The sequence below is a fragment of the Aeromicrobium duanguangcaii genome, assembly GCF_024508295.1.
Lineage (GTDB): Bacteria > Actinomycetota > Actinomycetes > Propionibacteriales > Nocardioidaceae > Aeromicrobium > Aeromicrobium duanguangcaii.
Genome location: NZ_CP101990.1, coordinates 2,902,428 through 2,921,166, shown reverse-complemented (window position 1 = coordinate 2,921,166; position 18,739 = coordinate 2,902,428). Strand labels below are relative to the sequence as shown.

Annotated in this window: 15 protein-coding genes; 8 read left to right on the top strand and 7 right to left on the bottom strand. The window is 70.9% G+C overall.

The window, feature by feature from the left end; all coding sequences use genetic code 11:
- The first annotated feature begins 35 nt into the window (after positions 1-35).
- The 5 genes from NP095_RS14300 to NP095_RS14280 all read left to right on the top strand — a co-directional run bounded on the left by NP095_RS14300 (position 36) and on the right by NP095_RS14280 (position 9,379).
- Positions 36-2,447: an Ig-like domain-containing protein gene (locus NP095_RS14300; protein WP_232419530.1), complete on the top strand. Its 2,412-nt coding sequence runs from the start codon at positions 36-38 to the stop codon at positions 2,445-2,447.
- An 82-nt stretch (positions 2,448-2,529) separates the two neighbouring features.
- Complete coding sequence (locus NP095_RS14295) at positions 2,530-4,617, top strand: HelD family protein (RefSeq protein ID WP_232419531.1); 2,088 nt, start codon at positions 2,530-2,532, stop codon at positions 4,615-4,617.
- Positions 4,614-6,128, top strand: coding sequence for a metallophosphoesterase family protein (locus NP095_RS14290; RefSeq protein WP_232419532.1), 1,515 nt, complete (start codon positions 4,614-4,616; stop codon positions 6,126-6,128). Before NP095_RS14295 ends, NP095_RS14290 begins: the two co-directional genes overlap by 4 nt.
- 38 nt (positions 6,129-6,166) lie before the next feature.
- Positions 6,167-7,348 carry a hypothetical protein gene (locus tag NP095_RS14285; RefSeq protein WP_232419533.1) on the top strand — a complete coding sequence of 394 codons (1,182 nt, stop codon included), beginning with the start codon at positions 6,167-6,169 and terminating at the stop codon, positions 7,346-7,348.
- Between the two features lie 159 nt (positions 7,349-7,507).
- Positions 7,508-9,379: an anthranilate synthase family protein gene (locus NP095_RS14280; protein WP_232419534.1), complete on the top strand. Its 1,872-nt coding sequence runs from the start codon at positions 7,508-7,510 to the stop codon at positions 9,377-9,379.
- Positions 9,380-9,381: 2 nt separating this feature from the next.
- On the opposite strand, the gene tatC is transcribed toward NP095_RS14280, so the two are convergent.
- The gene (gene tatC, locus NP095_RS14275; RefSeq protein ID WP_232419535.1) at positions 9,382-10,197 is read right to left on the bottom strand and encodes a twin-arginine translocase subunit TatC; all 816 of its coding nucleotides are present in this window, start codon (positions 10,195-10,197) and stop codon (positions 9,382-9,384) included.
- Positions 10,198-10,201: 4 nt separating this feature from the next.
- Entirely contained in the window at positions 10,202-10,435 is a 234-nt protein-coding gene (gene tatA / locus NP095_RS14270; RefSeq protein ID WP_232419536.1) for a twin-arginine translocase TatA/TatE family subunit, read from the bottom strand.
- Positions 10,436-10,585: 150 nt separating this feature from the next.
- On the opposite strand from tatA, the gene NP095_RS14265 reads away from it, so the two are divergent.
- The 3 genes from NP095_RS14265 (at position 10,586) to NP095_RS14255 (ending at position 13,520) form a co-directional block, all read left to right on the top strand.
- Positions 10,586-10,819, top strand: a complete 234-nt coding sequence (locus NP095_RS14265) for a twin-arginine translocase TatA/TatE family subunit (protein WP_232419537.1) — start codon at positions 10,586-10,588, stop codon at positions 10,817-10,819.
- 362 nt (positions 10,820-11,181) lie between these two features.
- A complete protein-coding gene (locus NP095_RS14260; RefSeq protein WP_232419538.1) occupies positions 11,182-12,774 on the top strand; it encodes a flavin monoamine oxidase family protein in 1,593 nt (530 codons plus the stop codon).
- Between the two features lie 41 nt (positions 12,775-12,815).
- Entirely contained in the window at positions 12,816-13,520 is a 705-nt protein-coding gene (locus NP095_RS14255) for a Rid family hydrolase (protein WP_232419539.1), read from the top strand.
- A gap of 71 nt (positions 13,521-13,591) precedes the next feature.
- Here the strand turns inward: NP095_RS14255 and NP095_RS14250 are convergent, their stop codons facing one another.
- The 5 genes from NP095_RS14250 to NP095_RS14230 all read right to left on the bottom strand — a co-directional run bounded on the left by NP095_RS14250 (position 13,592) and on the right by NP095_RS14230 (position 18,731).
- Positions 13,592-15,028 (bottom strand): S1C family serine protease, encoded by a 1,437-nt coding sequence (locus NP095_RS14250; protein WP_232419540.1) that lies wholly within the window; start codon positions 15,026-15,028, stop codon positions 13,592-13,594.
- 171 nt (positions 15,029-15,199) lie between these two features.
- Complete coding sequence (locus NP095_RS14245; RefSeq protein WP_232419541.1) at positions 15,200-16,603, bottom strand: sensor histidine kinase; 1,404 nt, start codon at positions 16,601-16,603, stop codon at positions 15,200-15,202.
- Positions 16,600-17,292, bottom strand: a complete 693-nt coding sequence (locus NP095_RS14240) for a response regulator transcription factor (RefSeq protein WP_232419542.1) — start codon at positions 17,290-17,292, stop codon at positions 16,600-16,602. The genes NP095_RS14245 and NP095_RS14240 overlap by 4 nt, the downstream gene beginning before the upstream one ends.
- Before the next feature lie 15 nt (positions 17,293-17,307).
- Positions 17,308-18,177 (bottom strand): fructosamine kinase family protein, encoded by an 870-nt coding sequence (locus NP095_RS14235; RefSeq protein ID WP_232419543.1) that lies wholly within the window; start codon positions 18,175-18,177, stop codon positions 17,308-17,310.
- Positions 18,178-18,251: 74 nt separating this feature from the next.
- Entirely contained in the window at positions 18,252-18,731 is a 480-nt protein-coding gene (locus NP095_RS14230; RefSeq protein ID WP_232419544.1) for a low molecular weight protein-tyrosine-phosphatase, read from the bottom strand.
- Positions 18,732-18,739 lie beyond the last annotated feature (8 nt).

The following is an 18,739-nucleotide window of genomic DNA, read 5'->3' as shown; positions in this document are numbered from 1 at the left end:
CTGGCCTCGGGAGCCTGCGGGAGCCAGGAGTCGTCGTGTCGCCAGTCAAGTCCTTCATCGCCGCCGTTGTACCCGCGGCCACCGTCGCCGCCACGCTGACAGCGGTCCTCGGCGGTTCCCAGGCGCAAGCTGCTGCCGGCGACCTGCCGGTCGGTCCGGGCGAGTTGGCGACGAACCTGCTCTACGACTGCCACGTCGAGTCCGGCGGCCTGGACCTGGGAGTTCGCCCGGTCGTCGTGACCCCGTCGGTGACGTACCCCGAGACCGCCGCACCGGGTGACGTGCTCCCCGCCCGGGCGCTCGACATGTCCGTGGTGCTTCCCGACTTCATCAGGCAGGCCTCGTACGACCTGCTGGGTGCGAGGTCGTTCGAGGGAGAGGCCGACGGTGTCCAGTTCGCCATCGAGACCGCCGGCCGCTGGTCCGGTCTGCCGCCGACCTCGCTGACGATTGCGCGGGCCGACCTGCCTGCATCGGGGAGTTGGACGCTGGACGCCGAGGCCACGGTGCCGGCGATCACCGTGCCCGACGATGCTCGCGAGGCGCTCTGGCTGGGACTGCCGAGGACCTTCGCCATCGCCGGATCCTTCGTGTCGGCTGACGGCGGCAGCATCCCCACGTCGCTCACATGTGAGGCCCCGGAGGATCACACCATCGGCGGTATCCGCGTCGCAGGGGCGACCAACCCGACGCCCCCGACGGACCGTCCGACGGTCAACCCCACGACCGAGCCCGTGCCGTCCGATCCGACGACCGACCCGTCCCCGGACCCCACCGATCCCACCGACCCGCCGACTGACCCGACGGACCCGACCGATCCGCCGACCGACCCGGTGCCCGGGCCCGGAGGAGCGGTCCCGGTCGGACCCGGGACGTTGTCCCGAGCCGCTTCCTACCAGTGCGCGGTGACCGCGGCAGGTCTGAACTTGGGCACCCAGGCCTTCTCCCTCGCGGCCACGGCCGACTACCCCGAGACCGCGGCGCCCGGGGACGTGTTGGCGGCGCGTGAACTGACGGTCCGGTGGACGTCGAGCGAGCGGCTGCGGCAGTCCGTGGCGCTGTTGCTCGGGGCGACGGAGGCGGAGGGGACCGCTGCCGATGCGGCGCTGTCGGTCACCACTGCGGGCCGGACCACCGAGCTCGAGCCGACCGCGCTGGCATTCTCGCGGGCGTCCGTCTCCGAGACGGCCGACCCGCCGTGGACGATGCAGGGCACCGCCACGATCCCGGCGATCACCGTCCCGCAGGACGCCACCGGCGCGGTCTGGCTGGGGCTGCCGGACAACTTCACGATCACCCAGGTCTTGTACAAGGCGGACAACTCGACGTACCCGATGGTGGCGACGTGCGCCGCCGGTCAGGACCGCCTGCTCGGCGGCATCGCGCTGGCCGGTCAGACCGCCCCGGAGCCGCCCGTCCTCGATCTCCCGAGCCAGCCGACCGAGCCGACGCCGCCGACCGAGCCGACGCCGCCGACCGACCCCACCACGCCGCCGTTCCCCACGGACCCGCCCGGTGAGCCCGGCGGCGAGGTGCCCATGGGGTTGGGTCAGCTCTCACGGACGATCACGTACCGCTGCGAGACGATCGTCGGTGGCCTGGTGCTGGGCACCCAGGACGTCGCGGTCACGGCGACGACGGACTATGGGGCGTTCCAGGGCGACTCGCTGCCGGGAAGCCCCTTGTTCCTGCGTCTTCACATGCCGGAGCTGCTGCGTGGCGCCGTCACCGACATCGTGGGCGGACGCGAATCCTCAGGTTCGATCACCGGGATGCCCTTGACGGTGACGTTCAACGGGGCCCCGTTCGACGCTCCAATGCGACCCCTGCAGTTCCCCTTGAGTCCCGTGCCCCAGCAGGTGGGCGAGCCGTGGGTGTTGGCGGGACAGGGCGAGATCATGCCGATGACCCTGGGCGGTGTGGCCGGCGTGGTGACGTTCGGCCTGCCAGCCACGTTCCGTCTGGATCTCTCGCTGAACACGGCCAGCGATGAAGTCCCGTCGTCCGTGAGCTGCACGGGACCCAGTGACCGCCTGATCCGGGCCTTCGAGGTCGACGAACAGCCGACCGATGGACCCACGCCCGGGCCGACGACCGAACCGAGCACCGTGCCGACGACCGAGTTCACGGTCGAGCCGACCACCGAGCCGACCACGGCTCCGACCAGTGGTCCGGTCCTGCTGGCGCCGACGGTCAAGGTCGGCGCCCTGAGTCTGTGGCGCTCGGCGGTCTTCACCGTCGGGGTGTCGGCGAAGGGCACCGTCCCGACCGGCACCGTGACGGTCCGGCTCGGTGACAAGACGGTCGCGAAGGGCCGGGTCTTCCTGGGCGTGAGCATCCTGACGGCGAGCAACCTGCCGAAGGGTCAGCACTCGTTCTCCATCACCTACAGCGGCGACGCCAAGGTCGCGGAGAAGACGGTGACGAAGGTCCTGCGCATCAACTGAGCCCGAAGCGTGGCGATGGGGGCGACCGGCTGGCCTGCGGTGCCTAGAATGGAGAGTTCCCCCATGCCAGCGAAGGACGTTGATGAGCAACCCCTCACCCGATGAACGCGAGCTCGAGCACGAGCAGGCGTACGTCGACACGGTCTACCAGCGGCTGGAGGAGTCCACCAAGGTCGCCCAGTCGCTCGTCGTCGAGGGCCTGGCTCGGGGCCACATCGGCCACGAGGGCGGTCTGGTCGAGCGCGACGCGATGGTCTACCAGGCCTCGCGCCGGCTGAGCGCCCTGCACGCCGCCCACGACGGGCTCGTGTTCGGCCGCCTCGACCTGAACGGCGGCGACGCCCGGTACATCGGTCGCATCGGCGTGCGCGACGAGGACCGCGAGATCATCCTCGTCGACTGGCGTGCTCCGGCTGCCGCCGTGTTCTACCAGGCCACCGCCCAGGATCCGGCCGGCGTCGTCCGGCGTCGGGTGCTGCGCTGCCGCGGCGACCGCGTCGTCGGCATCGAGGACGAGCTGCTCGACGCCGAGGCGGCGCCCGACGACATGGTCGTGATCGGCGAGGGTGCCCTGCTGGCCAGCCTCAGCCGCGCTCGCGACAGCTCGATGCACTCGGTCGTGGCCACGATCCAGAAGGAGCAGGACGAGGCCATCCGCGCCCCTGCTCGCGGCGCCACGATCATCGGCGGCGGGCCCGGAACGGGCAAGACCGTCGTCGCGCTGCACCGCGCGGCCTACCTGCTCTACACGGACCGTCGTCGCTTCGAGTCCGGCGGCGTCCTGGTGGTCGGCCCGTCCGGCGTGTTCATGAACTACATCGAGCGCGTCCTGCCGAGCCTCGGCGAGACCAGCGTCGTCCTGCGGTCCATCGGCGAGGTCGTCGACGGCATCCGCGCGACCCGTCACGCCTCGCCCGAGATGGCGGCCCTGCTGGGGTTGGCCCGCATGGCGCAGGTGCTGTCCCGCGTCGCCCGGTCGCCGCAGGCCGGCGCCCCTCACCGCTTCGACCTGTTCTACCGCGACGACCGGCTCGTCCTCGAGGCCTCCGACCTGGCGCGCATCCGGCGCCGGCTGCTGTCGAACGGCCTGCCCAACACGACCCAGGCGGCCGCACGTGAGGAGCTCGTCAAGGCCCTGTGGGAGCGCGTCACCGGCGACCGCGGTCTCGATCGCGGCGAGGAGGCGTTCGCCGATCAGCTCGACGGCGACCTGACCTTCGAGACGTTCGTCGACGCCTGGTGGCCCGAGCTCGATCCGGTCGAGGTCTGGCGGTCGGTCCCATCGCGCCTGGGTGAGGTCGCGTCCGATCTCTTCACGTCCTTCGAGCAGCAGGTCCTGCGCCGCGAGTGGGCCGACCAGCCCACGATCGAGGACATCCCGCTGATCGACGAGCTGCGCCATCTCCTGGGCGAGGCTCCCGAGCGCGCTGAGGACGACTGGGCCACGCCGAAGCAGATGATGAGCTTCGAGGAGCGCGAGCGCGAGGACCGGGTCCAGGCCACCGGGAGCATCGACGACCTGGGCTACGCGCACGTGCTGGTCGACGAGGCGCAGGACCTCTCGCCGATGCAGTGGCGGATGCTCGGCCGCCGCGGCCGCACCGCCAGCTGGACGATCGTGGGCGACGAGGCGCAGTCGTCCTGGCCGGTCCCCGCCGAGTCGGCCGCCGCGCGCGACGAGGCGCTCGGCACGATGCCGGTCCACCGCTTCCGGCTGTCGACGAACTACCGCAACTCCGCCGAGATCTACGAGTTCGCCGCCCGGGTGGCGACCCACGCGATCGAGCGCCCCGACCTGGCCGAGGCCGTCCGTCGGACGGGCGTCGATCCGCGCCACGAGGTCGTCGCCGCCGGCGAGCTGCTCGCCCGCGTCGCCGCCGAGGCCGCCGAGATGCTCGCGCAGGTCGAGGGCACCGTCGCCGTCGTCGCCCCGGCGGGCCGTCTGGCCGAGGTCACGGCAGTCGTGCCGGCCGACGACCGGCTCCGCGTGCTGGAGCCGCTCGACACCAAGGGCCTGGAGTTCGACGGCGTCGTGCTGGTGGACGCCGATGGCGTCGTCGCCGAGGCCGCGTCGGGCTGGCGCACGCTCTACGTCGTGCTGACCCGCGCGACCCAGCGCCTCGTCACCGTGGGCACGTCCCGCCGGTGGCTGGACCGGGTGGCCGAGTGAGCCGTGCCCTCGCGGCGCTCGCCCTCGCGGTCGTCGGCCTGGTCGTGGCGGGGCCCGTCACCGCGGCGACGTTCCTCGACAGCGAGCGCGTCGTCACCATCGGCGCGCACAACGCGACGGCCAGCCCCACGTTCGACGGCCACGTGACGATCGTGGCCGGGCCGCTGCTGCCCGAGCTGCGCATGCTCTCGGACGCGCCGCTGGGGGTCGGCGCCGAGGTCGTGCTGCGCGACAGCCCCGACACCGACCTGCAGCGCGTGCTGGCGCAGGACGCCGCGATCGCCAGCCAGCCCGAGGGCGAGATCGCCGCCATGACGTCCGAGATGACGCAGATGGCCCTCGCGGCGCTCCGGCGCGGCGTCGCCGCCGGTGTCATCGCGATGGTCATCGCCGGCGGTGTCTGGTGGGCCCTGGGCCCGCGACGCCGGCGCGAGCTGCGCGAGGCGTGGCCGCCCGACCCCCGCCCCGCGCTGGTGCTGGGCGTGCTGGGATTCGTCGTGCTGGGCGCGGCGCTGGCCTATGCGCAGGACCCCGACACCGAGCGCGAGGTGGCCTGGGTCCCGATCCGCCAGGAGTTCCCCGAGCTGCCCGACGAGCCACGCCTGGACCGGGTCGAGATCTCGCGCGGGGCGGCCACCGCCACCAGCAAGGCCATCGTCCAGGGCGCGCTCGACACCTACCAGGCGTCGCTGTCGTTCTACTCCGACCTGACCGAGAAGACGCGGGGCATCGCCGTCCGCGCCCCCGAGGACGGGCAGACCACCGCACTGGTCGTCACCGACCGCCACAACAACGTCGGCATGGACCCGGTGGCCCGTGAGGTCGCCGACGCCGCGAACGCGTCCTTCGTGATCGACCTCGGCGACGACACCTCGAACGGGGCCTCGTGGGAGGCCTTCAGCATCAAGTCGCTGCGCCAGACGTTCGCCGACCTGCCGATCGTCGCCGTGGCGGGCAACCATGACACCGGCGACCACGTGCTGGACGAGATGGAGCGCCGCGACTTCATCGTGCTCGACGGCGAGCCCGTCGAGGTCGAGGGCGTGCGCATGCTCGGCGAGAGCGACCCGCGCAGCTCGGGCCTGACCGCCGGCTACAACGGCAACGAGGACGACAACATCGCCGCCATCCGCGACCAGAACACGGCGCTGGCCGAGACGGCGTGCGAGGACGGTGATGTCAGTCTGCTGCTCACCCACAGCGCAGCCTCGGCGAAGGCGGCCGTCGCTCAGGGCTGCGTCGACCTGGCGATCAGCGGCCACCTGCACCGCCAGGAGGGACCCGTCAGCACCGAGGGGCCCAACGGCACGTCGACCCGGCTGACGATCGGCTCCACCGGCGGCGCGGTGTACGCGTTCGCGCTCGGCACGAAGCTGCGCCGCGACGCGCAGGTGGCCGTGCTGACCTTCGAGGACAGCCGGGTCGTCGGACTGCAGGTCGTCACGTTCAAGCCCGGCGGCGTGATCGACGTGGGCGACTACACGACACTGCCGGTGGCGGCCACTCCCTGATGGGCGGCGCCACCGCGCCAGGGATACCTTCGATTGACGTGACCCTCCGTTCGAGCTTCCACTTCCCGCCTGGTGCGCGGGTGCTGCACATCGGCCCGCACAAGACGGGGACGACCTCGGTCCAGCGGTCCCTGCACGACGCGCGCGACGAGGTGGCGGCCCAGGGGTTGCACTACGCCGGCGCGACCAGCCAGCCGATCGACGAGGTCCTGTCGATGCTCGCGCGCGAGAACCCCCGGCCGCCGTTCGATGCCCCGTCCACCGACCGGCCGTGGCGCCGCCTGGTCAAGGAGGTCAACGCGCAGCAGGACCGGACCGTGCTGGTCAGCAGCGAGTTCTTCGCGGACGCCCGCGAGTCCGCCGTCCGCCGCGCCGTGGCCGAGCTCGGCGGGGACGACCCCTATGTCCTGGTGACCCTGCGGCCGTTGCCGCGGATCATGCCGTCGCAGTGGCAGCAGTACGTCCAGAACGGCATGAAGACCGGCTACGGCAAGTGGCTCAAGGCGATGCTGCGCGAGCCCGAGACCACGACGCTGACGCCGTCGTTCTGGTGGCGCCACCGGCACGACCGGCTCGTCGCCCGCTGGGCCGAGGTCGTCGGGCCGGACCGGGTCGTCGTCGTGGTGCTCGACGAGTCCGATCCCGAGCAGCTGCTGCGCGACGTCGAAGGGCTCTTCTCGTTGCGGGCCGGGACCCTGCCCACTCCGGTCGTGGACAACCGCTCCCTGACCTGGCCCGAGATCGAGCTGCTGCGCGAGTTCAACCGCCAGTTCGCGAAGTCGGGCCTGCCCCGCACGGTGCACCACCACGCCATCCGGTTCGGCGTTGCGCGGTACCTCCAACAGCGCACCCCCGCGCCGGACGAGCCGCGCCTGCTGACGCCGCGCTGGGCCGCGCGCGAGGCGGCCGAGCTGGGCGGCCGGATGGGTGAGTGGATCGCCGCGAGCGGAGTCCAGGTCGTCGGGGACCCCTCGACCTTGGGCGCCATGCCGACGTCCGGTCTGCGGCCCAAGGGCGCCCGGACGCCCGACCCGATCCTGCCGCCGGAGCTGGGCGCCGCGGCGCTGATGGGCCTGGTCCACGCCAGCGGTCTGCCCGAGGTCGTCGGACGCGGCAAGGTTCCCGAGGCGATGCTCGGCGCCCAGCCGGTGCCGACCGCCGGGTTCGCACGCGCCACGTGGCGCCGCGCCCGCGATCGGGTGCGTCGTCTCGTCGACTGACTCCGCCCGCGAGCGCCCCGCCGGGACGGGTACGCTGACGCCATGTCGACGTCCAGCAGCTGGTGGCACCTCCGCTAGGAGGACTGTCGACGTACCCACGCCCAGACCCCCACATGGCGGTCTGGGCGTTGTTCGTCCGACCGCGGGAAGAAGACCACGATGACGCACCAGATCCTTGACGACCTGCTGGCCCAGCCCGCGTTCGCCCTGATCCGTGGGCGCGAGAACGACCGGGTCACCCTCATCGGTGGCCCGCGCCTCGACGTCGAGAAGTTGGCCGAGGTGCCGCTGGCCCAGGGTGCCGGCCCGGCGTGGGACCACCTGGTGCTGGTGCCCTTCGCGCAGGTCGCCGAGCGCGGGTTCGAGGCGCACCAGGACGGCACCCCGCTGTCGGTGATCGAGGCGCGCCTCAACGAGGACGTCGCCCTCGCGGATCTCCTCGAGGTGCTGCCGTCGGGCGAGATCGAGCTGGCCGACCGCGGCGGGTTCGAGACCTCGGACGAGGAGTACGCGGCGATGGCCCGCCGCATCATCGACGACGAGATCGGCCAGGGCGAGGGCGCCAACCTCGTCATCGGACGCCGCTATCGCGCCACCGTCGCCGACTGGGGTCACGCGGCGGCGCTGTCGGTGTTCCGCCGGCTGCTGGAGCGCGAGCGGGGCGCGTTCTGGACCTTCTGCATCTTCACCGGCGACCGCTACCTGATCGGCGCCAGCCCCGAGCGGCACGTCAGCCTCGACGCCGGCCAGCTGCGCATGAACCCGATCAGTGGCACGTTCCGCATGCGCGGTCTCGAGACCCATGCCGAGCGCAAGCGTGAGCTGCTGAAGTTCCTGTCCGACGAGAAGGAGATCTACGAGCTCTTCATGGTCGTCGACGAGGAGCTCAAGATGATGTGCGACCTGTGCCACGAGGGCGGCCTCGTGCTCGGTCCGTATCTCAAGCCGATGAGCCACCTCGTGCACACCGAGTACCTGCTGGCCGGCCGCACCGACCGCGACCCGCGCGACATCCTGCGCGACTCGATGTTCGCCGCCACGGTCACGGGCAGCCCGGTCGAGAACGCCTGCCGCCTGATCAAGCAGTACGAGCCGCAGGGCCGCGGCTACTACGCCAGCGTCGCGGCGCTGATCGGCCGTGACGAGCAGGGCGCCCCTCGCCTCGACGCCCCGATCCTGATCCGGACCGCCGACGTCGACCTCGACGGGAACCTCACCGTCGCCGCCGGAGCGACCCTCGTGCGCGACTCGGACGCCGAGTACGAGACGAAGGAGACCTGGGCGAAGGCATCCGGTGTCCTGAGCGCCTTCGGCCTGGTCGAGTCCGCGCCCGAGCCGGTCGAGGGCTTCGACGCCTTCACCCGCGAGGACGACGTGCTGATCGCGCTCGGGTCGCGCAACCAGCGACTCAGCCAGTTCTGGCTCAGTGACCAGTCCGGCACGCCCCGGGTGCCGTCGCTGTCCGGCAAGCGGGTCGTCGTGCTCGACGGCGAGGACGACTTCGTCAACATGCTGTCGCACGTCTTCGGCGTCATGGGGATGACGACCGACATCGTCCGCCACGACGAGTGGACCGAGAGCGCGCTCGACGACCACGACCTCGTGGTGATCGGTCCCGGCCCCGGCGACCCACGCGATGGGGACGACCCCAAGATCTCCGTGCTGCGACGGGCCACCCGCCGGCTCCTGGACCGCGGCCAGCCGTTCCTCGCGATCTGTCTGGGGCACCAGACGCTCTGCGACGCGCTCGGGCTGGACCTGGTCTACAAGGACATCGTCTTCCAGGGCACGCAGAGCGCCCTGCCGGTGCTGGGCCGCACCGAGACGGTGGGCTTCTACAACACCTTTGTGGGCCGCGTCCCGGAGTCGGGACTGCCGCAAGGCGTCACGGTCGAGAGTGATCCCGAGTCAGGGGACATCCACCTCGTCGCTGGCCCGCACTATCGCGGCATCCAGTTCCACGCCGAGTCGATCCTGACGCAGAACGGCTACGGCATCCTGCGCGAGCTGACCGAGGCGCTGCTGGGCTGAGCTCAGAGCGTGGCGTCCGTGGCCACCGCGCCACGCCGCTCGCGCACCCGGACGATCACCTCGGCGACGCCGTACAGCACGACCATCGGCATGGCGAGCATCGCCATCGTCACCGGGTCGACCGTGGGGGTGGCGATTCCGGAGAACGCGAAGATGCCGGTGATGATCCACGGCCGGGCATGCACCAGCTGCGGCGCGGTGATCAGGCCGAGCTGGTGCAGCATCACGATGACGACCGGCAGCTGCGCCGCGACGGCGAACACCAGCATGATGCGCAGCGAGAAGTCCAGGTAGTCCGCGCCGGTGAGCAGGGACTCGGCGTTCTGGGGGACGAATCCCACGAGGAACTCGATGGCGCGCGGCAGCAGCAGGTAGCCGAACCAGGCGCCGCCGAGGAACAGCGGCGCGCAGATGACGCTGAGCTTGAGCGCCGCGCGCTTCTCGCCGTGGTGCAGCGCGGGCACCACGTAGGCCCAGACCTGCCAGATCCACCATGGGCTCGCCAGCACGAACCCGGCGACGAGCGACACCTTCAGCTGGAACTGGAACGCCCCGCCGATCCCGGTGAAGACGAGGCTCGTGTCGATGCCCTGCGCGGCGAGGACGGGCTTCACGTCGGAGTACGGGGCCACGAGCCAGGTGAAGATCGGCTCGTACGCGAGCCATGCCACGACGGTGCCCAGGGCCATCGCGATGACGGCCCTGACCGAGCGGCGGCGCAACTCGCGCAGGTGGTCGGTGAAGGTCATCGCCGCGCCGGGCTGTTCCGTGGCCGAACGGCGACGGAACGTGGCCCGGAGCGTGTCGACGGCGGACAAGGGTTCAGGAACGCTGGGTGGTGGGTTCGACGACCACGTCGGCCGTGATCGGATCGACGTCCGTGGCCGACCGGGTGTCGGCCTTCGCCGGCAGCTCGTCCGGCTGGGTGACCTCGGACTTGAAGATGCGCAGGGCCTGTCCGGTACCGCGGGCCAGCTCGGGCAGCTTGCGACCGCCGAAGAGCAGGACCACGACGCCGACGATGATGAGCAGTTCGGTGGGGCCGAGGTGAGGCATGGAATCTCCATCCGTGGTGGGTGTGCCCTAGCCACGCTAACCAGCGCCCCGGACAGCGGGTTTCATCGTCGAGACGATCGCGTGAATCCTGTGTTTCTCGGCCGTCTCGGCCTTGCGGATGCAGTAGCGGACCGTGTTAGCGTCACTCGCATGTTCGGACTCGGCCCGCTGGAGCTCGCGTTGCTCGCCTTCGTGGCTCTCGTGGTGTTCGGCCCTGAGCGGCTACCGCACATGGCTCGCACGGCCGGCCGCACGATCCGTGACCTCCGTGAGCATTCGCAGCGGCTGCGCGACGACTTGGAATCCCAGATCGATCTGGATCTGAAGGCCGATCTCGACCTCGACGAGTACTTCTCGACCGACGAGGACGCCCGGCGACGCTGACCGTCCCGGCCCGCAGTCCCGCCCGGCCGCGCCTTCGCGGTCCGGTCGTCCCTCCCGCCACCTGGCGACGTGGTCCGTCGCTGCCCACGGACGTGCCCGCCGCGTGCCCCGCGTGACGTTCATGTTTCCTCGGCGGACCCGCCCGAGACGGTCACCAGGTGACCACGCCTCGACGTTTCCCGTGGAATCCGAGTCGATCTCGTGTCTCGCTGACGGCCTGCGCCAGGGTAAGCGACTGTTTACCCGCGCGGCATCTGGGAGTGCGGCGGGCGAAACGGCGCCTCCATAACTTCCTGTTCGTCCGGGTGGATGTTCTCGGGCGACCTTTCGCGCAGTCAAGGACTCGGTCCAGGAGGAAACACATGCAACAGACACGGAGAGACTTTCTCCAGAAGGTCGGCGTCGCCGGTGGCGCCGGCGTCATGCTCCACACGATGGGCTCGTTGGGCATGACCTCGGCGGCCCAAGCCACCACCCCGCCGTTCAACCCACTCAAGCCGGGTTCGCTGGGGCGCCATGGTCGCAAGAGCGTGGTGATCCTCGGCGCTGGCGTCGCGGGCCTCACTGCCGCATACGAACTGCTCAAGGGCGGCTATGACGTCACGGTGTTGGAGGCCAAGGAGCGGCCCGGTGGCCGCGCCTGGACCGTCCAGGGTGGCGACAAGGCGACGGACACCCTCGGTCAGACCCAGCGCGCCGGATTCAGCCGGGGCCAGTGGATGAACGCCGGTGCGGGGCGTCTGCCACAGCACCACATCACGGTCGACTACTGCCGCGAACTGGGGGTCGAGCTCGAAACGTTCGTCAACCAGAACGCCCACGCCTACCTGTGGCGCTCGGGGGATCACAGGTTGTCGGGACAGGCGATTCGGCACCGCGAGGCCAAGGCCGACACGTACGGCTACGTGGCCGAGCTGCTGGCCAAGGCGACCGACCAGGGTGCGCTCGACCAGTACGTGACGGCCGAGGACAAGGAACGCATCATCTCCTTCGCCCAGAGTTTCGGATCGATCGGCCCCAAGGTTCCCGGCGATCCAGCCGCGAGCTTCAAGTACACCGGCAGCGGCCGTCGCGGCTACTCGGTCGAGCCCGGTGTCACTGCCGGTACGCCGACCGCTCCGTTCAGTCTCACCGACGTGTTCGCCAGCGGCATCGGCAACTACTTCTCCTTCGAGAGCGGCTGGGACCAGGCGATGCAGATGCTCCACCCCAAGGGTGGCATGCAGGCGATCTCCGACGCGTTCGTCCGTGCCATCGGCCGGCACCGGGTGAAGTTCAGCGCGGTGGCCACGTCGCTCAAGAACACGCCCACGGGCGTCGAGGTCGTCTACCAGCAGGGTCAGTTCCAGCGCAAGATCGCGGCGGACTTCGCGATCTGCGCCGTCCCGCCGCAGATCGCCGCGAAGATCCCCAGCAACCTGCCGACGGAGGTCATCACCGCGCTCCAGGCGCCGACGATCACCAACGCGGGCAAGATCGGCATCGAGTACTCCCGCCGGTGGTGGGAGCTCGACCACCAGATCTACGGCGGCATCACCAACGCGAACAACGAGCTCGGGAACATGTGGTACCCGAGCGGGGGCTTCCAGAGCAAGCGCGGCGTGATGATCGGCTACTACAACACCGGTTCGAGCGCCAACACCTACGGCGCGCTCACGCCGAAGCAGCGGTTGGCCAAAGCGCTCGAACAGGGCGCGGAGATCCACGGCGATGCCTACCGGCAGAACGTCGCCTCGGCGTTCAGCGTCAACTGGTCGACCGTCAAGCACATCGAAGGCGCCTGGGTCGGCTGGCGGTCGCGCACCGACGGCAACTACGACCGCCTGGTCGCCCCGACGAAGAACGTCTACTTCGCCGGTGACTGGCTCTCGCACACCATCGCCTGGCAGCACGGCGGCATCGTGTCGGCGCGCGCAGTCGTCGAGCAGATCCATCAACGGGTCACGGCCCGATGACGCCGCCTCGTCCGTTCCGGTCCACCACTCAGAGGAGATCCATGTCCACACGCAAGATCGGGTTCATCGCCGCCGTGATGGCGCTCGTGCTCGTCCCGGGCACCGCCGTTGTCGCCGCATCGGTCAAGCCCGACCCGCCGAAGCCCGGAACGACGTCCTCCGTCCTGCCGGAGGGCAACGACAACCCGCAGATCTCCAATGGCGTCGCGATCGGCAAGGACACGCCGACCTACAAGACCAGTGGGCTGGGTCCGTCCGGCCTGAACTCGGCGGCACCTGCCGGTACTCCGGAGCGCTACGTCGACACCGAGGTGTTCCCCGGCGGGGTGCTGCCGGAGGGAGTCACGGTCACCGAGGCGCAGGCGATCAACGTCATGCGGCGCATCGGTGAGAATCTGCAGGCCCAGGGCCTGGACTTCGACGACGTCTACGCGATGCGCGTGTTCGTCGCGTCGCCCGACGGCACGACGGCGGACTTCAACGGATTCAACCGCGGCTACCGTCAGTACTTCGCGAACACCTCGGTGTCGACCGGCAAGCCGATCGACGTGCGTCTGGGCACCGCGCCGGCCGCCCCGCCCTTCGTCGCGACGTCGGCACGTCCGTCGCGGTTCATGGTCCAGGTCGCGAACCTGCCGGTCGCGGGCTGGCTGGTCGAGGTCGAGGTGGATGCCGCCTACCCGAAGGAGGTGAAGCGCAAGCCTCGGTTCAAGCGTCACGGGCACTGGTGGGGTCGTTGGTGGTGATCCACCCGTCCTGACCTGAAACGGGCCCCTTCACCGATCGGTGAAGGGGCCCGTCTCGTGCCGCTGGTCGCTCAGTCCTGAGCCTTGGCGGCCGCGCCGTTGTCGCTGCCGAGCTTGACCTTGATGTTGCGGGTCTTGCCGTCGCGCAGCACGGTCAGGTCGATCGTGTCGCCCGGCTTGTAGCCGCGGACCGTGGCGACCAGGGCGCCGTTGCTCGAGATCGGGTTGCCGTCGACCTTGGTGACGACGTCCCCGGCCTTGAGGCCGGCCTTCTCGCCCGCGCTGCCGGCGGTGACCTCGCTGATCTCGGCGCCGGTCGTCGTCACCTGGTCCTCGCTGGTGGCGTTGCTGACCTGGACGCCGATCTGGGCGTGCTCGACGGTCTTGCCGTCGAGGATCTGCGAGGCGACGCTGTTGACGAGGTTGATCGGGATCGCGAAGCCCAGGCCGACGGAGCCGTTGCCGTTGCCGCCGGTGTTGATGGCCGAGTTGATGCCGATGACGTTGCCCTGGATGTCGACGAGCGGGCCGCCGGAGTTGCCGGGGTTGATCGCCGCGTCGGTCTGGATCGCCGGGAACGTCGTGGTCGTGCCGCCCGAGCCCGAGCCGTCGCCGGGCGAGACCGGTCGGTTGAGGGCCGAGACGATGCCGGTGGTGACGGTGGACTCCAGGCCGAACGGCGAGCCGATGGCCACCACCGTCTGGCCGACCTTGACCTCCTGGGAGTTGCCCAGGGTCGCGGTGGGCAGGTCGTCGACGTCCTCAGCCTGGATGACGGCCACGTCGGTCGCGACGTCGCGGCCTACGATGCGGGCCTTGGCGTTGGTGCCGTCGTTGAAGGAGACGGTGATGGAGCCGCCGTCGGCAGCCGCCTCGATGACGTGGTTGTTCGTCAGGATGGTGCCGTCCTTGCTGATGACGACGCCGGTTCCGGTGCCGGACTCGCCACTGCCGGTGACGTTGATCTTGACCGTGGCGGGCAGGACGGCCTCGGCGGCGGCCATGACGTCGCTGGTGGTCTGGGACGACGAGACCGGCTTGTCGAGGGTCGTGCCCGTGTTGCTGGTCGTGGAGGTGTCGTCCTCCATCGCGGCGTAGATCGCGGCGCCGCCGGCGGCGGAGGCGCCGGCCAGGAGCACGACACCGGTGGCGGCGGCGACCAGGCGGCCGGCACGGCGCTTGCGGCGCGGCTGCGGTGCCACGGGAGCGGTGCCGGTGCCGGGGTCCTGAGGGCCGCCGGGGCCCTGGGGTCCGCCGCCGAAGGCGACGGTCGGCTCGTTCACGGGCGCGGTCGGCTCGTTCATGGCGACGGTGGGCTCGTTCATGGCGACGGTGGGCTCGTGGTCGGGAGTCGGCTGGTCGGGGGTCGAGGTATCGCCGGCGGGAGCGTCCTGCGCACGCGGCTCGGAGAAGGGCCAGCCACCGGACGCGCCGGTGGGCTGCGACTCCTGCGGTGCCGTCGGCGGGACGTACGGACGGTCGGCGTACGGATCACGCTGGTCTGTCATGGTTACGCCTTCCTGCGATGACCTGAGAATCAGTTGTGAACACGCTGGGGGCCATCTCTGAAGGCGGGCGCGGGGCGCGGAGGCGGGGCAGCAGTGGGCTCCCGTCCATTGCCTCATGGGGCCGGGACGCGAGCAACCGCAGGGATCGGCGGCTCGCGGTCGTCGCGACGCTCACTCCTCGTCCAACGGCACGCTGAAGGTGAAGGTGGCGCCGTGCCCGAACTCGGAGGTGACGTCGACCGATCCGCCGTGGCGATCGGCGGCGCGCTTGACGATCGCCAGCCCCAGTCCCGAGCCGGGGAGCGTCCGGGCCTCGGTGGAGCGGTAGAAGCGGTCGAACACGTGCGGCAGGTCCTCGGCGGAGATGCCCGGCCCCTGGTCGCTCACCGTGACGGTGCCCCGGCTCATGCGGACCGTGACGGTGCCGCCCGGCGGGCTCCACTTCACGGCGTTGTCCAGCAGGTTCGTGATGGCGCGCTCCAGCAGTCGGCTGTCGCCCAGGATCCACGAGGAGTCCAGCAGCACGTCGAACGTGACGGAGCTGGCCCGCAGCTGCACGCGGTCGACGGCACGCTGGACGACCTCGGCCAGGTCGAGGGGCTCGGGGTCGCGGTGCAGCGGCTCGTCGCGCGCCAGCTCGGTCAGATCGCTGACGAGTGTGGTCAGCTCGTCGAGCTGGGCTCCGATGTCGTCGAGCAGCTCACGATGGGCGGTGGCGTCCAGCTGCCGCTCGGACTGTCCGCTGGCCTGGCGCAGCAGGTCCACATTGGTCCGCAGGCTGGTCAGCGGCGTGCGCAGCTCGTGGCCTGCGTCGGCGATGAGCTGTCGCTCACGGCGCTGAGTGTCGTCCAGGGCCAGCAGCATGGCGTTGAACGAGCGGGTCAGCCGCGCCAGCTCGTCCTCCGTTCCGCCGACGTCGATCGGCGTGAGGTCGCGCGTGGCCGCGACGCGCTCCGTGGCCGCCGTCAGCCGTCGGACGGGGCGCAGTCCGTTGCCGGCCACGGCCCACCCGGCGACACCGGCCAGGATCATGCCCGAGAGCGTCGAGAGGATCAGGACGACCTGCAGGCGATCGAGCGCCCGCCGGGTCGACTCCATCGACTGGGCCAGCACGAAGGCCCGGCCGGGGCCCGCCTGCACGGCCACGACGCGGTAGGTGACGCCGTCGACGTGCGCGGTGCGGGCGGAGTGGTTCACGAGGCCGAGGGCCACCTCGCGCTCGCGGTTGTCGTAGGGGAACGCGTCGGCCGAGTGGACGAGGAACTCGCCGCCTCCGCTGCGGATGGTCAGCAGTTGGATGCCGGCGATGGCCAGCAGGTTCGCCTCGTTGGTCGTCAGATTGCGCGGGGTGTACCCGGCCTCGACCGCCTGGTTGGCGCGCTTGAGCATCGAGTCGTCCAGGGCGCCGATGATCTCCTGGCGCACCAGGACGAAGACGCTGATGCTGATGATCGTGAGGACGGCGGCCACGGCGGCGGTCGTCAGCAACGCGACGCGGCCGGCCAGCGACAGGCGGGTGGTGATCGGCTCGAACAGCGTGTGTGCCCGCTCGTGGACACGCTCCAGCACGTTCACGGCGGGGTCTCGCGCAGGACGTAGCCGACGCCGCGCACGGTGTGCAGCAGCCGGGACTCACCCTCGGCCTCGAGCTTGCGGCGGACGTATCCGACGTAGACCTCGAGGGAGTTGGCGGTGGTGGGGAAGTCGAATCCCCACACCTCCTCGAGGATGAACGACCGTTCCAGCACCCGCTTGGGCCGCTGCATGAACAGCTCCAGCAGGGCGAACTCCGTCCGGGTCAGCGAGATCGGTCGCTCGCCGCGGCGCACCTCGCGGGTGACCGGGTCGAGCGTCAGGTCGGCGAAGGTCAGCGCGGGCTCGTCGTCGAGCTCCTCGCGCGACCGGCCGACGCGGCGCAACAGGGCGCGGACCCGAGCCAGCAGCTCCTCCAGCGCGAACGGCTTGCTGAGGTAGTCGTCGGCGCCGGCGTCCAGGCCGTCGACCCGATCACTGACGGCGTCGCGGGCCGTCAGCACGAGGATCGGCACGTCGTTGCCCGCGGCGCGCAGGGCACGGGTGGCGTCCAGCCCGCCGAGCCGGGGCATCATCACGTCCATGACGATCGCGTCGGGAGCGGACTGGGCGACCTTCGCCAGCGCCTCGGCCCCGTCGGAGGCCACGTCCACGGCATAGCCGTTGAACTCCAACGAGCGCCGCAGCGAGTCACGCACGGCGCGGTCGTCGTCGACGATGAGAATCCGCATGCTCCGCCTCCGCTCCTACGACTTGCCGTCGAGCAGGCTCTGGGCCGCAGCGGCGGCACGGGGACCGTAGGCCCCACCGAACATGACGGCGTGGACGAGCAGCGGATGCAGCTGGTGCAGCGGCACGCGATCCATCCAGCCCTCCTGCAGGGGCGCGGCCTCGTTGTAGGCGTCGAGGATCCGCTGCAGGTGAGGGGCGCCGAACAGGGCCAGCATCGCCAGATCGGTCTCGCGGTGTCCGCCGTGGACGGCCGGGTCGATGAGACGGACTCCGTCGGCGGACCAGACCAGGTTGCCCGACCAGAGGTCGCCGTGCAGCAGCGCCGGCGGCTCCGGATCGGCGGTGAGGGACGGCAGCTGCTTCATCACGCGCTCGATGACCGCGGCCTGTTCCAGTGACAGGGCGCCACGATCGACGGCGGCCTTCACGTACGGCATGACGCGGCGGCTGGCGTAGAACTCCTCCCACGTCGGCAGCGGGCGGTTCGGCAGCGGCGCCAGCCCCACGTAGCCGTCGTGCTCGGCGCCGAAGCTGCTGGCGCCGGCGCCGTGCGTGGCGGCGAGTCCTCGGCCCAGGCCCTCGGCCAGGTCGGCGGACGGCTTGGCCGGCTCGATCCAGTCCAGGATGATGCACTCGTCGTTGGCCGCGAGGACCTCGGGGACGGGCACACCGCCGGCGACGCCCAGCCGGCGCAGGCCCTCGGCCTCGGTCGTGAAGAAGCGGGGCGGCGCCTGGGGCCGGGTCTTGATGACGGCGCTGCGTCCGTCCGTCAGCCGCAACCGCGTCGTCGTGCAGATGTCACCGCCGGCCACGGAGGTCGTCGAGACCACCGCGACGTCCAACAGCGACTCCGCCAGTGCAGCGGTTCCAGCCATACGTGCCATGCCTGAAACCTACCGGCTCGGCGCCAGCGGCGAGGTCACAGTGGTCACTGCCGCCCCGCACCGCAGGAGGCTCCCTACCGGGACTCGGCCAGGTACCGGACGATCCCGTCGGTGGTGCGCTCAACCATCTTCAGCACCTCGTCGAAGCCCTCGGGGCCGCCGTACCAGGGGTCGGGGACCTCGGCGTCCGGCGTCTTCGCCTCGGGGTCGAACGAGCGGTACATCCGGACCTTGGCACGGTCCTCGTCGCTGCGGGCGAGGGCCAGGACGTCGGCATGGTTGCTGGCGTCCATCGTCAGGATGAGGTCCTGCTCGCCGAACCAGTCCGGGGTGAAGTTCCGCGCTCGGTGCCGCGTGGCGTCGTACCCGGCGGCGGTCAGGGTGGTGGCGGCCCGCTCGTCCATCGGCTGTCCGACGTGCCAGTCGCCGGTGCCCGAGGACGAGACGACGACGTCGTCGATCCCGGCCTCGGCCAGGCGATGCTCGAGGACGACGTCGGCCATGGGGGAGCGGCAGATGTTGCCCAGGCAGACCAGTGCGACGCGGCGGGTCATGGGCTCCA